This window comes from Cupriavidus sp. FW305-26 (assembly GCF_058787975.1).
The window spans coordinates 1-14,640 of the sequence record NZ_JBYTAH010000004.1 but is presented as its reverse complement, the minus strand read 5'-3'; the positions used below and the strand labels follow the sequence as shown (position 1 = coordinate 14,640).

12 protein-coding genes are annotated in these 14,640 nt (G+C 68.1%); 9 read left to right on the top strand and 3 right to left on the bottom strand.

Annotated elements, in window-relative coordinates:
• Positions 1-103 precede the first annotated feature (103 nt).
• On the bottom strand, positions 104-709 hold the full coding sequence (locus AC3WQZ_RS04145; RefSeq protein ID WP_010810063.1) for a winged helix DNA-binding protein: 606 nt from the start codon (positions 707-709) through the stop codon (positions 104-106).
• Positions 710-960: 251 nt separating this feature from the next.
• On the opposite strand from AC3WQZ_RS04145, the gene AC3WQZ_RS04140 reads away from it, so the two are divergent.
• The 8 genes from AC3WQZ_RS04140 to pgi all read left to right on the top strand — a co-directional run bounded on the left by AC3WQZ_RS04140 (position 961) and on the right by pgi (position 11,079).
• Entirely contained in the window at positions 961-2,325 is a 1,365-nt protein-coding gene (locus AC3WQZ_RS04140; RefSeq protein WP_454750083.1) for an amidase, read from the top strand.
• A gap of 123 nt (positions 2,326-2,448) precedes the next feature.
• Positions 2,449-3,414, top strand: a complete 966-nt coding sequence (locus tag AC3WQZ_RS04135; protein ID WP_492300057.1) for a TRAP transporter substrate-binding protein — start codon at positions 2,449-2,451, stop codon at positions 3,412-3,414.
• 104 nt (positions 3,415-3,518) lie between these two features.
• Positions 3,519-4,070 carry a TRAP transporter small permease subunit gene (locus tag AC3WQZ_RS04130; RefSeq protein WP_037023387.1) on the top strand — a complete coding sequence of 184 codons (552 nt, stop codon included), beginning with the start codon at positions 3,519-3,521 and terminating at the stop codon, positions 4,068-4,070.
• Positions 4,070-5,380 carry a TRAP transporter large permease gene (locus AC3WQZ_RS04125; protein ID WP_010810067.1) on the top strand — a complete coding sequence of 437 codons (1,311 nt, stop codon included), beginning with the start codon at positions 4,070-4,072 and terminating at the stop codon, positions 5,378-5,380. The genes AC3WQZ_RS04130 and AC3WQZ_RS04125 overlap by 1 nt, the downstream gene beginning before the upstream one ends.
• A gap of 61 nt (positions 5,381-5,441) precedes the next feature.
• A complete protein-coding gene (locus tag AC3WQZ_RS04120) occupies positions 5,442-6,740 on the top strand; it encodes a D-amino acid dehydrogenase (RefSeq protein WP_011615125.1) in 1,299 nt (432 codons plus the stop codon).
• Positions 6,741-6,746: 6 nt separating this feature from the next.
• Complete coding sequence (locus tag AC3WQZ_RS04115; RefSeq protein ID WP_010810069.1) at positions 6,747-8,333, top strand: bifunctional ADP-dependent NAD(P)H-hydrate dehydratase/NAD(P)H-hydrate epimerase; 1,587 nt, start codon at positions 6,747-6,749, stop codon at positions 8,331-8,333.
• Entirely contained in the window at positions 8,330-9,292 is a 963-nt protein-coding gene (locus AC3WQZ_RS04110; protein WP_492300055.1) for a DMT family transporter, read from the top strand. Before AC3WQZ_RS04115 ends, AC3WQZ_RS04110 begins: the two co-directional genes overlap by 4 nt.
• 143 nt (positions 9,293-9,435) lie before the next feature.
• Positions 9,436-11,079 carry a glucose-6-phosphate isomerase gene (pgi, locus tag AC3WQZ_RS04105; protein WP_492300053.1) on the top strand — a complete coding sequence of 548 codons (1,644 nt, stop codon included), beginning with the start codon at positions 9,436-9,438 and terminating at the stop codon, positions 11,077-11,079.
• On the opposite strand, the gene AC3WQZ_RS04100 is transcribed toward pgi, so the two are convergent.
• Positions 11,076-11,774, bottom strand: a complete 699-nt coding sequence (locus tag AC3WQZ_RS04100; RefSeq protein ID WP_010810072.1) for an ABC transporter ATP-binding protein — start codon at positions 11,772-11,774, stop codon at positions 11,076-11,078. The two genes, pgi and AC3WQZ_RS04100, sit on opposite strands and share 4 nt — an antisense overlap.
• Here AC3WQZ_RS04100 and AC3WQZ_RS04095 point away from each other — a divergent pair.
• On the top strand, positions 11,773-12,429 hold the full coding sequence (locus AC3WQZ_RS04095; RefSeq protein ID WP_010810073.1) for an arylesterase: 657 nt from the start codon (positions 11,773-11,775) through the stop codon (positions 12,427-12,429). The two genes, AC3WQZ_RS04100 and AC3WQZ_RS04095, sit on opposite strands and share 2 nt — an antisense overlap.
• Positions 12,430-12,499: 70 nt before the next feature.
• On the opposite strand, the gene AC3WQZ_RS04090 is transcribed toward AC3WQZ_RS04095, so the two are convergent.
• Complete coding sequence (locus tag AC3WQZ_RS04090) at positions 12,500-14,434, bottom strand: SurA N-terminal domain-containing protein (RefSeq protein ID WP_010810074.1); 1,935 nt, start codon at positions 14,432-14,434, stop codon at positions 12,500-12,502.
• Positions 14,435-14,640: the final 206 nt, after the last annotated feature.

The window sequence follows — 14,640 nt, the reverse complement described above, 5'->3', positions numbered from 1 at the left end:
TGTACCTTGCCGGCACCCGGATTTTGCACTGCGACATCACGACGGGGCCGTGTTACCGCCCACCCTGATAATGCTTATGCGTCACTTTTACCGAATGGACGGCTCAGAGTGACGTCGCCGAGCGCGCGGCCTGCTCGTACAGGCCGGTCAGCACCCGCATCAGCCGGGCGAGCTCCCCGATCTCGGCATTCTCTTCGCTGCCTTCGGTAAAGTTGCTGGTCAGGCATTGTTCGCGGATCTCGCGATAGCGTGCGCAGGCCTCGGCACCGGCCGGGGTGGTCGAATAAGTGGCCTCCTTGCCGACCCGCTCCCCGCTCACCAGCCCCAGCCCCTGCAGCTTCTTCAATGCGTAGGTCACCAGGTGGGTGTCTTCCACGTTCAGCACGAAGCAGATATCGGCCAGCCGCTTGGGCCGGCCGCGATGGTTCACGTGATGCAGCACCAGCACGTCCAGGAAGGTCAGGTCGCGCACCCCCGCCGCCCCCATGCAGCGCACCACCCAGCGGCTGTAGGCATTGTAGGCGGTGTTCAGCCCGAACTCGAACTCGGACAGCTCGGGGCTGCGCACCGACACCAGGTGCGAGGACGACACGATATTGGCCCCGGCCGCGCGCGACAGCGCGGTGGCCGGCCTTGCCTTATCGGCAACGGCAGAGGCATCGGCCACGGCGGCGGCGGTATGCCCGCTCTCGGCTGGCTTGCGTGGCATGCGGGAGACTCCTTTCGATGGGACGGCGCTGGCGTGCTAGGTATAAGCCCGGAGCGCGCCCCGGCAATTTTAGCTTGACAGTTTATTGGCGAATTATGAGCATGAACACCTAATAAATACAGGTAAAGCATGAGGGAGGGACGCTGGCCACGACTGGCCCTGCGCATGTGCACCGCGCCCGTCCCCGTGCCGGCAGGCGGCCGCCACCATGGCGGTGCCCGCCCCGCCCTCGCACCCCGTTTGCAGACCCCATGCCATCCATGCTTCCCGACCTCGATACCCTGAACACCCGCCTGCGCGACGGCGCCACCAGCCGTGCGCAGATCATCGAGCAGGCGGCCGCGCTTGCCGCCGCGCCGGCTGCCGAGGCCGTGTTCCTGCACAGCACCTTCGAGGCCGCGGCCCAGGTCGCGCGCGCTGCCGATGCCGCCGGCCGCGCCGGCAAGGCGCTGCATCCGCTGGCGGGGCTGCCGGTTTCAGTCAAGGACCTTTACGACGTGGCCGGCGAAGTCACCAGCGCAGCCTCGCTGGTGCGCAAGGATGCCGCGCCGGCCACCGCGGACGCCACCGTGGTCGCCCGCCTGCGCGCTGCAGGGGCAGCCCTGGTCGGGCGCACCAACATGACGGAGTTCGCGTTCTCGGGCGTGGGCATCAATCCCCACTACGGCACGCCGGCCAACCCAGCCGGCACCGATGGCGTGGCGCGCATCCCGGGCGGCTCGTCGTCGGGTGCGGCCGTTTCGGTGGCGCTGGGGCTGGCGGTCGCGGCGCTTGGCAGCGACACCGGCGGCTCCATCCGCATCCCCGCCGCGCTATGCGGCATCACCGGCTTCAAGCCCACCGCGCGGCGCGTGCCGCTGACGGGGGCCTTTCCGCTGTCCTACACGCTCGACACCGCCTGCGCGATGGCGCGCACGGTCAGCGACTGCATTGCCGTGGACAGCGTGATCGCGGACAGCGCAGTGATCCCGCGCGTCACCAACCCCGCCGCGACGCGGCTGGCGATCCCGCGCCAGGTCCTGCTGGACGACCTCGACCCGGTGGTGGCGCGCGCCTTTGACCGCGCGCTGGGCCGGCTGTCGGCCGCCGGCGTGCAACTGGAGCATGTCGACCTGCCCGAGCTCGGCGAACTGGCGGGCCTGAACGCCCAGGGCGGCTTCAGCTCGGCCGAAGCCTTTGCCATCCACCGCCACCTGCTGGCCGCCCGGCGCGACCTGTACGACCCGCGCGTGGCCTCGCGCATCGACCGCGGCGCCAATGTCAGCGCCGCCGACTATATCGACCTGGGCCGCGCCCGGCTGGACTGGATCGCCCGCATGGAAGCGCGCCTGGCCCGCTTCGACGCCGTGGTCTGCCCGACCGTGCCGATGGTCGCGCCCGAGATTGCGCCGCTGCGCACCGATGATGCGCAGTTCTTCCGCGTCAATGCCCTGCTGCTGCGCAATACCTCGGCCTTCAATTTCCTTGACGGCTGCTCGATCTCGCTGCCCTGCCACGCGCCGGACGAGCTGCCCGTGGGCCTGATGCTGTCGCACGGCCCGATGCGCGATGCCGGCCTGCTGGGCACGGCCCTTGCGTTGGAACGCATCGTGCAACCTTCACAGCGCGACGACTGAGCCCTGCCGCCGCGCCGTTGATCTTGCGCCGGCGTGCCCGCCAATGCGGGCCACGACCGGCACCAGGTAGTACGCAACCAGCAGTACCACCGCGCCCCCGCGCGCACACCAGGAGAGATCGAGATGCGAGTCAAGGCAATCGTTGCGGCCGGCCTGATGCTGGCCGCCGTGGCGGCAGAGGCGGATACCAAGTGGGACCTGCCGACCGGTTATCCGGCCAGCAACCTGCACACCGAGAATCTGCAACAGATGGCCAACGACGTGGACAAGGCCACCGGCGGCAAGCTCAAGATCGTGCTGCACCCCAATGGCTCGCTGCTCAAGGCCAACGAGATCAAGCGCGGCGTGCAGACCGGCCAGGTGCAGATGGGCGAGATCCTGATGTCCTTGCTGGCCAACGAGAATCCGGTGTTCGGCGTCGATGCGGTGCCGTTCCTGGCCACCAGCTATGCCGACGCCTACAAGCTGTGGCAGGCCTCGCGCCCGGTCACCGAGAAGGTGCTCGACAAACAGGGCATGAAGCTGCTGTACGCGGTGGCCTGGCCGCCGCAGGGCATCTATGCCAACAAGCCGATCAATTCCGCCGCGGACATGAAGGGCCTGAAATGGCGCGCGTACAACCCGGCCACCTCGCGCATCGCCGAGCTGGTCAGCGCCCAGCCGGTGACCATCCAGGCTGCCGACCTGGCACAGGCGCTGGCCACTGGCACGGTCAACTCCTTCATGTCGTCGGGCGCAACCGGCGTCGACACCAAGGTGTGGGAGAGCGTGAAGTACTTCTACACGGTGGACGCCTGGCTGCCCAAGAACATGCTGGTGGTCAGCAAGAAAGCGTTCGCGGCACTGGACAAGCCGACCCAGGAGGCCCTGCTCAAGGCCGTCGCCGACGCCGAGAAGCGCGGCTGGCAGGTCTCGGAGCAAAAGACCAAGGAGTACCTGGCCACCCTGTCGCGCAACGGCATGACGGTGCAGCCGCCTTCGCCGCAGCTCAAGGCCGACATGCAGAAGGTGGGCAAGGTCATGGTGGATGACTGGGCCAAGGGCGCGGGCGAGGACGGCAAGGCTATCCTGGACGCCTACCGCAAGTAGGCTGATGTGCGCTCCCTCTCCCCTCAGCGGGAGAGGGGAGCAAACCTGCCTGATCGATGTTCGTCAGCAAGCCTGCTGCCCGCTTGCCTCAACTGCTGCCCATCATGCCAACTGCCCCCTCCTCCAAGCGCTGGCTCGACCGCCTGCTTGACCTCTTTGCCGTGCTCGGCGCGCTGTGCATCCTCGCCGTCTGCGTGATCATGATCCTGATGTCGCTGTCGCGGGAGACCTCGGTGATCTTCAAGGGTGGCGATGACATCGTCGCCTGGCTGTGCGCGGCGTCCGCCTTCCTGATCCTTGGCCAGACCTTCCAGCATGGCGGCATCGTGCGCGTCGAGATGCTGCTGGGGGCCGTGGGCCCGCGCCGGCGCCGGGTGCTGGAGCTGGTCTCGCTGACCGTCTGCCTGGCGTTTGCCGCCTACGCGGCCTGGGCGCTTGGCACCTTTGCGTGGCAGAGCTGGGAAATCGGCGATGTCTCCCAGGGCCAGATCGTGATCCCGCTGTGGATTCCGCAGAGCTTCGCGGTGCTTGGCTGCGTCGGCTTCCTGCTGGCGGTCGCCGATGAATGGCTGCGCGTGGTGCGCGGACACAAGCCGCGCTACCAGGTGGCCCATGAAGAAAAGCTCGCCGCCGGCGATTTCGGGGAGACGGTCTGATGAGCACAGTCGTGGTTGCACTGATCCTGCTGCTGGTGATGATCGTCTTCCTGGCGATCGGCGCGTGGATCCCCGTGGCCATTGCGGTCACCTCATGGGTCGGTCTGGTGGTGTTCTCGGACCGCGAGGCGCTGGTCAGCCTGGCCAACGCATGGTGGTCGTCGAGCGCCTCATACACGCTGGCATCGCTGCCCCTCTTTGTCTGGATGGGCGAGATCCTGTTCCGCACCAAGCTGTCCGAGCAGATGTTCAGCGGGCTGTCGCCGTGGCTGAGCTGGCTGCCCGGGCGGCTGATGCACGTCAATATCCTGGGCTGCGGCATTTTTGGCTCGGTGTCGGGGTCGTCGGCGGCCACCTGCGCCACCATCGCCAAATCGGCGCTGCCGGAACTCACGCGGCGCGGCTACGACGAGCGCACTACGCTCGGCTCGCTGTCCTGCGCCGGCACGCTCGGCATCCTGATCCCGCCGTCGATCACGATGGTGGTGTACGCGGTGTCGGCGGACGTGTCGATCATCCGCGTGTTCCTGGCGGGCTTCATACCCGGCCTGCTGCTGATGCTGCTGTTCTCCGGCTATATCGTGGTTTGGGCACTGGCCAACCCGGACAAAACCCCGCCGTCGGAGCACTTCAACTGGCGTGCGCGGCTGGCATCGATCCGCCAGCTGCTGCCGTGCATCGTGCTGATCGCCTTTATCACCGTGATCATGGTGACCGGCTACTCCACCGCGACCGAGGCCGCAGCCTATGGCGTGGTGGCTTCGCTGGCGCTGGCGTGGGCGGGCGGCTCGCTCACGCGCGCGGCGTTCTGGGACAGCCTGATGTCGGCCACGCGGCTGACCGCGATGATCATGTTCGTGCTGGGCGCGACCTCGTTCCTGTCGGTTACCATGAGCTTTACCGGCATCCCGCGCGCGCTGGCGGAATGGGTGGCGGCGATGCACCTGTCGCCGTGGGCGCTGATCGCCGTGCTGACAGTGATCTACATCGTGCTGGGCACGGCGCTGGACGGCATCTCGATGATCGCGCTGACCACCGCGACGGTGCTGCCGATGGTGCAGGCGGCCGGCTTCGACCTGGTCTGGTTCGGCATCTTCATCGTGCTGCTGGTGGAGATCGCCGAGGTGACGCCACCCGTGGGCTTCAACCTGTTCGTGTTGCAGAGCATGACAGGCAAGGACAGCAATTACATAGCAAGGGTCTCGCTGCCCTTTTTCATGATGATGGTGGTGGCGATCGCCATCGTCACGATCTGGCCGGGCGTGGTCACCTGGCTGCCGGACATTGTCATGCAGCAGGAAGTCAAATAGCATTGGCCGGCCCCGCCCGGCCATTTGCCGCCGGCCCGGCAATTTGGAGGGTCCCAGTCCGATGCATGTGATCGTCATCGGCGCCGGCGCGATCGGCGTCAGTTCCGCCTGGTACCTGCGGCAGGCCGGTTTCGACGTGACCGTGCTCGAACGCCGCGCCGCGCCGGCACAGGAAGCCAGCTTCGGCAATGCCGGCGTGATCGCGCCCGGCTATGTCACGCCATGGGCGGCGCCGGGCATGCCCGGCAAGATCCTGCGCACGCTCTTTGCGCGCGAGGCGCCGGTCCTGTTCCGCCCTTCCGCCGACCCGGCCATGTGGCGCTGGATCGCGCGCTGGCTGCGCGAATGCCGGCTGGAGCGCTACCGCGCCAACAAGCTGCGCATGCAGCGGCTGGCGTTCTACAGCCGCGGGTGCCTGCACCGGCTGCGCAGCGAGCTGGAGATCGACTACGAGCAGTCGCAAGGCTACCTGCAGCTGTTCCGCACCGCGCGCGACCTCGACCTGGCCGCGCCCGCCGTGGCCCTGCTGCGCGAGAACAACGTGCCGCACCGGCTGGTCAGCGCGCAGGAATGCCGCCGTATCGAACCGGGCCTGGCGGCCGACACGCCGCTGGCTGGCGGGCTGCACCTGCCGGAAGACGAGTCCGGCAACTGCCCGATGTTCGTGCGCGCGCTGCACCGGCATGCCGAGGCCGCAGGCGTATCGTTCCGCTTCGACACCCGGGTGGCGCGCGTCAGGCCCGACAACGCGGGCAAGCTGCAGGTCGAGCTGCAGCACTCCGACAAGAAGCGCCCTGGCCAGGTGCTGAGCGCCGACCGCGTGCTGGTCGCGGCCGGCGCCGACAGCACCGCGCTGCTGCGCCCGCTGGGCCTGCGCATGCCGCTGTATCCGGTCAAGGGCTACTCGGTGACGGTGATGGTCCGCGACGAACTGCAGGCGCCGCTGGGCGCGCTGATGGATGAGTCCTACAAGGTCGCGATCACGCGCATGGGCAACCGCCTGCGCGTGGCGGGTACGGCCGAGCTGGGCTCACGCAAGCTTGATCTGCGGCCGGCCGCCCTGAACACCCTGGTCAAGGTCGCGCGCGACTGGTTCCCGGTGGCAGGCAACTACCAGGAAGCCACGCAATGGGTGGGCGCGCGGCCGATGCTGCCGGACGGGCCGCCGCTGATCGGCCCAACAGCCGTGCCCGGCCTGTTCCTCAACCTCGGCCATGGCTCGACGGGCTGGGCGATGAGCTGCGGATCGGGCAAGATTGCGGCTGACCAGATCGCCGCCAGCGCCGGCACCCATGGCGGCCCGGACATCGACATGGAGGGCCTGCTGCCCGACCGCTACGGCCTGGGGCCCGCCAGATAACCACACATGACACCCTCTGCCTCTACCGCCACCTCGCACGCAAACGGCGACGGCTGGTTTGCACTCGATGCCGCTGCCTCCGCACCGGTTCCGCTGTACGACGTCGCCGCCATCCGCCGCATCGAGAACGCCGCCTTCACGCAACTGCCCGCCTTTACGCTGATGTCGCGCGCCGGCGCCGCGGCCGCGCGCTGGCTGGCCTGCCATGCACCCGCCGGCCCGCTGCTGTTCCTGGCCGGCCCCGGCAATAACGGCGGCGATGCGCTGGTGGCCGCCACGCAATTGCACAGCGCCGGCCGTGCCGTGCAGGTATGGCTGACGGCGGACCCGCAGCACCTGCCCGCCGACGCCGCGACCGCCTGGCAGCAAGCGCACGCAGCCGGCGTCCCGGTCAGCGTGGTCGCAGGCATCGCTGCCTCGCATGACGCGGACTGGCCCGCGGGCACCGCTGCGCTCGTCGACGGCCTGCTCGGCATCGGCCTGAACCGCCCCGCCGACGGCACCATGGCGTGGTGGATCGGACAAATCAACCGCAGCGCGCTGCCGGTGTTTGCGCTGGACATCCCCAGCGGCCTGTTCGCCGACACCGGCGCGGGCGCGCCGGCCGTGCGCGCGCAGCGCACGCTGACCTTTATCGCCGCCAAGCCCGGGCTGCTGACGCTCGACGGGCGCGACTGCGCCGGCGAGGTCGATATCGCGCCGATCGGCCTTGACTATCCGCCGGACGAAACGCCCCATTGCCTGGTAAACGGCCCGGCGCTGTTCAGCACGGCGCTGCCGCGCCGCCACCATGCCAGCAACAAGGGCACGCATGGCTCGCTGGCGCTCATCGGCGGCAACCTGGGCATGACCGGGGCGCCGCTGCTGGGCGCCAGGGCCGCGCAGTTCCTCGGCGCGGGCAAGGTGCATATCGGCTTCCTGGCGCAGCCCGCACCGCTGTTCGATCCGCTGCATCCGGAGCTGATGCTGCATGCCGTGGACGCACTGGCCCTCGCTGCCATGTCGGCGCTGGTGATCGGTCCTGGCATGGGCACGGACGCCAACGCACACAAGCAGTTTGCGCGGCTGCTGCAAGCCGCGCCGCTGCCGCTTGTGCTGGATGCCGATGCCCTGAACCTGCTGGCTGCCGATCCGGCGCTGGCCGGGGCACTGGCCGCCAGCGGCGCGGCCTGCGTGATAACGCCGCACCCGCTCGAAGCCGCCCGGCTGATGGGCGTTCCCGTCGCCGAGGTGCAGCGCGACCGGCCCGCTGCTGCCGCAGCACTGGCTGCGCAATGGCAGGCCGTGGTCGTACTGAAGGGATCGGGCACAGTGATCGCGGCGCCTGACGGCAGTCCATGCACGCTCAACCCGAGCGGCAATGCCGCACTTGCCAGCGCCGGCACCGGCGACGTGCTGGCCGGCATGCTGGGGGCGCTGCTGGCGCAAGGCATGGCGCCGCTGGCCGCGGCCCGGGCGGCGGTGTGGATCCATGGACGCGCCGCCGATGCCCTTGTCGCCCAGGGCACCGGGCCGGCCGGCGTCACCGCAAGCGAACTGTACGCGCCCGCGCGCACCATCTTCAACCAGTTGCTGGCCGGGGCCCGCGCATGACGCGCGGCGCGATGCTGCGCGATCCCGCCGACCGCCGCCACCTGCTCACCGGCATCGCCCTGCTGGTCATCGGACAATGGATCCTCAGCCTGCTCGATGCCACCAGCAAGACCCTGACGCAGCAAGGACTGCCGCTGGTGGCCGTGGCATGGGTGCGCTATGTCGGGCATGTGGTCGCGATCTTCCTGCTGCTCGGCCCCGCCGGCTGGCGGCGCCAGTGGCGGCCGGCAAGGCCAGGGCTGCAGTGGCTGCGGGGCGCGCTGATGCTGGTCTCGACGCTGGTGTTCTTCAGCGTGCTGATGCTGATGCCGCTGGCGCAGGCCACGGCGCTGAATTTCTGCGCGCCGCTGTTCGTGGTGGCACTATCGCCGTGGCTGCTGGGCGAGCGCCCCGGGCGCCATGCCCGCTGGATGCGCTGGACCGGTGTGGTGGTCGGCTTTGCCGGCATGCTGGTGGTGGTGCGCCCGGGGGGCCAGCTCAGTCCGCTCGGTGTCGGCCTGGGCCTGGTGTCGGCGCTGGTGTTCGCGCTGATGCAGATGCTGACACGCCGCATTGCCGCGCACGACACACCGATGACCACGCTGATCCAGAGCGGCGTAACCGGCGCCTGCCTGACCACGCTGATCGTGCCCTTCTTCTGGTTCAGCGCCTGGCCTACGCCGATGCAATGTGCGCTGCTGTTGTCCGCGGGGATCACCGGATCACTTGGCCATTATTTCGTCATCCGGGCCTTCCAGTACGCGGATGCCTCGTTCCTGAGCCCCTTCCTCTACCTGCAGATCCTGTCCGCGACGGTGATCGGCTACCTGGCCTTCGGCCAGTTGCCCGACTGGACCACCGCAATCGGCATCGGCATCATCTGTCTGGGAGGCTTGTGCGTCGCTGGGGGAGAACCCGTGCTACGCGCCATCGCGGCCCGGCTCGGCGGCGCGCTCCGTCAGACAATGTCCGATACTTAGCCTGCGCCCACGCTGGTATGTTGCAAGTGGTAACGATATGACGCCGCTGCCAGGCCGGATCCCGGCAGCGCTGACGATATACTTGCATCTCTGTCTTGTGAGCCGGCAACGCCACGCGGCTCGCGCAACCTCGATTGTCCTGCATGCCCACTGACCTTCACGCCTGGAACGCCCTGCTGCGGCACCACGACACCCTTCGCGACGCCCAGATGCGCGACGGGTTCGATCGCGAAGGCGCGCAGCGCGTCGCACAATTCTCGCTGGAAGCCGCCGGGCTCTATCTCGACTATTCGAAGAACCGGATCACGCCCGAAACCATGCGCCTGCTGGTACAGCTGGCAGCCGAGGCCGGCGTGACCAGACGCCGCGACGCGATGTTCACGGGCGAGCATATCAATACGACTGAAGACCGCGCGGCACTGCACGTAGCGCTGCGCGCGACTGCCGGCGCCGGCTACAAGGTCGACGGCGAGCAGGTCATGCCGGCAATCCGGAAGGTGCTGGTACGCATGCGCGATTTCTCGGAACGCGTGCGCAGCGGCGCCTGGAAGGGTGTCACCGGCGAGCGCATCACCGATGTCATCAATATCGGCATCGGCGGCTCCGACCTGGGGCCGCGCATGGTGTGCCGCGCGCTGTCGCACCTGGCCAATGCCGATGGCAATGCCGCGCCGCGCATGCACTTTGTTTCCAATGTCGACGGCACCGACCTGGCCGAGACGCTGGTGCGGCTCGACCCGCAACGGACGCTGGTGATCGTCTGCTCCAAGACCTTCACCACGCTGGAAACCATGGCCAACGCGCGCAGCGCGCGCGCCTGGTTTGTCGCCAACGGCGTGGCCGAGCATGACCTTGCCAAGCATTTCGTCGCAGTCTCGACCAATACCGAAGCGGTGCGCGAGTTCGGCATCGACCCGGCCAATATGTTCGAGTTCTGGGACTGGATCGGCGGACGCTTCTCGCTGTGGTCGTCGGTCGGCCTGTCGATCACGCTGGCCGTGGGCTTCAACGCCTTCGCCGACTTGCTGGCCGGCGCGCGCGCCATGGACGAGCATTTCCGCACCGCGCCGCTGGAACGCAACATGCCGGTGGTCCTGGGCATGCTGGGCATCTGGTACCGCAATTTCTGGCATTTGCCCACCAGCTGCATGGCGCCCTACTCCACCTCGCTGGAGCTGTTTCCCGCCTTCCTGCAGCAGCTGGAGATGGAGAGCAACGGCAAGTCGGTGCAGCTTGACGGGCAGCCCGTGCGCACGCATACCTCGCCGGTGGTGTGGGGCACGGCCGGCACCAACGGGCAGCATGCCTATTTCCAGCAGATCCACCAGGGCTCGCAGGTGGTGCCGGTGGATTTTGTCGCGCCGCTGGTGCCGCCGCGCCGGCTGGCAGGCCATCACGCCAAGCTGCTGGCCAACTGCTTTGCGCAGGCCGAGGCGCTGATGCGCGGGCGCAGCGCCGATGAGCTGCGTGCCGCCGGCCTGAAGGACGAAGTCCGTATCGCCCATATGGTGTTCGAGGGCAATCGCCCCAGCAACACCTTGCTGATGGAAAACCTGACGCCGCATGTGCTGGGTGCGCTGATTGCGCTGTATGAGCACCGCACCTTCGTGCAGGGCGTGGTCTGGAAGATCAATTCCTTCGACCAGTGGGGCGTCGAGCTGGGCAAGATCCTGGCCCGTCCGATCGAGGCCGAGCTGACCGGGAATGCCATCGGCCAGCACGATGCCTCCACCACGTCGCTGATCGAGCGCGCCCGCGCGGTGCTGAAGGCGGGCGCCGCCAGCTAGACCTCCGCGCCCATCCATTCATCGCTGGCCACGCGGCCGGCGTCGATGGTCAGGATACGTCCACAGCGCGCCGCCACCGAGCGGTCATGCGTTACCAGCACCAGCGTTGAGCCGGCATCGCGGTTAAGCTCGAACATCAGCGCGATCACGGCTTCGCCAGTGGCGGTATCGAGGCTGCCGGTGGGCTCGTCGGCAAACAGGATGTCCGGGCGCGCCACGAACGCGCGCGCCAGCGCCACGCGCTGCTGCTCGCCGCCCGACAGCGTGCGCGGATAGTGCCCCAGCCGCGCGCCCAGGCCCACGCGCAGCAGCATGTCCAGGGCGCGCTCGCGCACCTGCGACGTTTCGCCGCGCAGCTCCAGCGGCAGCATCACGTTTTCCAGCGCGGTCAGGTGGCCGACCAGCTGGAACGACTGGAACACAAAGCCGACATGGCGGCCCCGCACGGCGGCGCGCTGGTCCTCGTCCAGCGCGAACAGGTCCTGGCCCTGCAGCCGTACCGTGCCCGTGCTGGGCAGGTCCAGCCCCGCCAGCAGCCCGAGCAGCGTCGACTTGCCCGATCCGGACGCCCCCACGATGGCGAGCGTTTCGCCCGGCGTGACGGAAAAGGTCACGTCGTGCAAAATCGTCAGCGAACCGGTCGTGTCGGCAACGGTCTTTCCGAGGGACTCGACAGCGAGAATGGAAGAAGACATGGATATTGGGATCCGAGGCAAATGGCGCCGGCTGCTGCTGGCAACCGGCATGGCACTGACGATATCGGCCGGGGCCTCAGCCCAGGCTGCGGCCCCGGCACTGCTGGTGCTTGGCGACAGCCTCTCCGCCGAGTACGGCATCGCGCGCGGCGCGGGCTGGGTCACGCTGCTGCAGGACCGCCTGCGGCAGGAGCGCTTCGATTATAGCGTTGTCAATGCCAGCATCAGCGGCGAGACCACCATCGGCGGCAAGACGCGGCTGCCGGAGCTGCTGTCGCGGCACCGCCCGGCCATCGTGGTGGTGGAGCTTGGCGCCAACGACGCGCTGCGCGGATTGCCGCTGCAGACCACTGAGGCCAACCTGCGCAACATCGTCAGCATGGCACAGAAGGCCGGCGCGGGCGTGCTGCTGATCGGCATGCGCATCCCGCCCAACTACGGGCAGGACTACACCGAGAAGTTCGTCTCGCTGTATCCGAAGCTGGCCGGCGAGTACAAGGTGCGGCTGGTGCCGTTCTTCCTCGACAATGTCATCGCGCGGCAGGACTGGTTCCAGCCCGACCGCATCCACCCGACCGCCGCGGCACAGCCAGCGCTGCTCGATACGGTGTGGCCGCAGCTCAAGCCGATGCTCAGGCGCAGCGGCGCGAAGTAAGAATAAAAAAACCCCTGCCGCCTGGCAGGGGTCCTTGCTGGCAGCGGGGCTGCCGCGGCTGATCTGGCGCTTACTCGGCGCCTTGCGGCTGCGTGGCACCCACCGGCGTCAGCATCTTGACCTTCGAGCGTGCCTTCAGGCTTTCATAGAATGCCTGCAGGTCGGTCTGGCCGGCGAGCTGCGACAGCTGCTGCGCTTCGGCCTGGCGTTGCGCCGGGTTGGCCTGCGTCGGCTGGCTGACCTTGGTGATACGGTAGACCGCGTAGCCTTCGGCCCCCAGGTCGACACCCACCACCGAGGGCAGCTTGTTCGCATCGGCGCGCAGCACCGCTTCGACCGCCTTCGGCGGCATACCCTCGGCCTTGGCGCGCGACACGGTCTGCACCGCGCCAAAGCCGTCGGCGCTGTCTGCCTTCTTCAGTGCGGCAAGCCGGGCCTCGCCGTCCTTGCGCGCCAGTTCGGCCGCCTGCTGGGCGATATAGCCCTCGCGCACCTTGGCTTCGACTTCCTCGAACTTGCGCACGGCCGCCGGGCGGTACTCGACGATGCGCGCGGCCACCAGCGTGTTCGGGGCCACCTGGACGGCCTCGGTGTTGCGCTTATTCTTGATCGCGTCGTCGCTGAACAGCGCCTTGAGCAGCTTGTCGTTGTTGAGCGGGCTCTGCGCGCCCAGCGCCGGGTTCGGCTGGCGCGTGACGTTGTCGGCGGTCTGGATGGTCAGCTTGAACTTGTCGGCGGCGGGCTTGAGGCTGTCAGCCTGCTCATAGACGGTGTTGCCGAAGGCATCGGCCTGCTCGGCAAACTTCTTGTCGGCGAACTGCTTGCGCAGCTCAGCTTCGAGTTCCGTGCGCACGGCTTCCAGCGGCTTGGTCTCGGCGGGCTTGATGCCAGTCAGCTTGATGATGTGATAGCCGTAGTCGGTTTCCACCACGTCGCTGACCTGGCCATCCTTGAGCGCGTACATGGCGTCCTCGAACGGCTTGACCAGCGCGCCGCGGCCCATGAAGCCCAGGTCGCCGCCCTTCTCGGCCGAGCCCGGGTCCTGCGAGTTCTTGCGCGCCACGTCGGCGAAGGTGTCAGGGTGCTTGCGCAGGTCCTCCAGCAGCTTGGTGGCCTTGTCCTTCGCGGCCTGGCGCTGGGCGGCCGGCGCATCCTTCGGCGCGCTGATCAGGATATGGCTGGCGCGGCGCTGCTCGTCGATGCGGAAGCGCGCGATATTGCTGTCGTAGTAGGACTTCAGCTCTTCGGGCGTGACCGCCTGCGTCGCGGCCAGGGCCTCGCCCGACAGCAGCAGGTACTCGACCTTGGCTTGTTCCGGCACCGAGAAGGCCTGCTGGTGGCTGTCGTAGTAGGCCTTCAGCGCGGCTGCATCGGGCTGCACCTTGGCGGTGTAGCCGGCCGGCTTGAACAGCAGCGCCTGCACATCGCGCTGCTGATCGCGCACGGCGATCAGGCGATCGAGCAGCGACTTGGGCACGAATGCCGTCGCGGCGACCGATGCGCCCAGCTGCTGCGTGGCCAGCTCGAAGCGCATGCGGGCATCGAACTGCTCGGGCGTCATGCCCTGCGACTGCAGCAGCTGCAGGTAGGCCTTGTCGTCGACCTTGCCGTCCTTGGTGCGCGGCAACTGCGCGATCGCCGGCAGGTTGCTGATTTCCTCGAGCAGCTTGGCGTCGGACACGGTCAGGTGCTCACGCGCCACGGCACTGGCCATCACGCGCTGCAGGATCAGCTGGTCCAGCACGGCCCTGCGGGCGTCCGGGCCTTCGAACTGGCGCGGGTCATAGCTGGCGCCCAGGACCTGGCGCGCGCGTTCGCTCTGGTCGCGCACGACGTTATCGATCTCCTGCACGCTGATGGCGCGGCCGTCGACCTTGGCGGCATCGTGCGAGCTGTCCATGAAGCGCGAATAGCTTTCCACGCCGAAGAACACGAACGACGGGAAAACAAGCACCAGCAGCAGCAAGAGCATCAGGCGCCGGTTGTTGCGTACGAAATCAAGCATGCGGATTCGGGTAGTGGATTGGCACGAAAGACAAACTCCACAATTCTATCAGGAGCCGCTGGGCACGCACCCTTGTGCAGGGTGGGAAACATGAGGGAACAAATGAAAACGCCCCGCTGATGCGGGCGTTTTCAATAAAACTGGCGGAGTGGACGGGACTCGCCCACGTCCCGCGGGCCGCTGCTGCGCTTGCAAGCGCAGCCCTT

What these genes read in the sequence shown, in the direction of transcription:
- AC3WQZ_RS04145 (WP_010810063.1), bottom strand. Translation starts at nt 709, where the DNA reads ATGCCACGCAAGCCAGCCGAGAGCGGGCATACCGCCGCCGCCGTGGCC.
- AC3WQZ_RS04140 (WP_454750083.1), top strand. Translation starts at nt 961, where the DNA reads ATGCCATCCATGCTTCCCGACCTCGATACCCTGAACACCCGCCTGCGC.
- AC3WQZ_RS04135 (WP_492300057.1), top strand. Translation starts at nt 2,449, where the DNA reads ATGCGAGTCAAGGCAATCGTTGCGGCCGGCCTGATGCTGGCCGCCGTG.
- AC3WQZ_RS04130 (WP_037023387.1), top strand. Translation starts at nt 3,519, where the DNA reads ATGCCAACTGCCCCCTCCTCCAAGCGCTGGCTCGACCGCCTGCTTGAC.
- AC3WQZ_RS04125 (WP_010810067.1), top strand. Translation starts at nt 4,070, where the DNA reads ATGAGCACAGTCGTGGTTGCACTGATCCTGCTGCTGGTGATGATCGTC.
- AC3WQZ_RS04120 (WP_011615125.1), top strand. Translation starts at nt 5,442, where the DNA reads ATGCATGTGATCGTCATCGGCGCCGGCGCGATCGGCGTCAGTTCCGCC.
- AC3WQZ_RS04115 (WP_010810069.1), top strand. Translation starts at nt 6,747, where the DNA reads ATGACACCCTCTGCCTCTACCGCCACCTCGCACGCAAACGGCGACGGC.
- AC3WQZ_RS04110 (WP_492300055.1), top strand. Translation starts at nt 8,330, where the DNA reads ATGACGCGCGGCGCGATGCTGCGCGATCCCGCCGACCGCCGCCACCTG.
- pgi (WP_492300053.1), top strand. Translation starts at nt 9,436, where the DNA reads ATGCCCACTGACCTTCACGCCTGGAACGCCCTGCTGCGGCACCACGAC.
- AC3WQZ_RS04095 (WP_010810073.1), top strand. Translation starts at nt 11,773, where the DNA reads ATGGATATTGGGATCCGAGGCAAATGGCGCCGGCTGCTGCTGGCAACC.
- AC3WQZ_RS04100 (WP_010810072.1), bottom strand. Translation starts at nt 11,774, where the DNA reads ATGTCTTCTTCCATTCTCGCTGTCGAGTCCCTCGGAAAGACCGTTGCC.
- AC3WQZ_RS04090 (WP_010810074.1), bottom strand. Translation starts at nt 14,434, where the DNA reads ATGCTTGATTTCGTACGCAACAACCGGCGCCTGATGCTCTTGCTGCTG.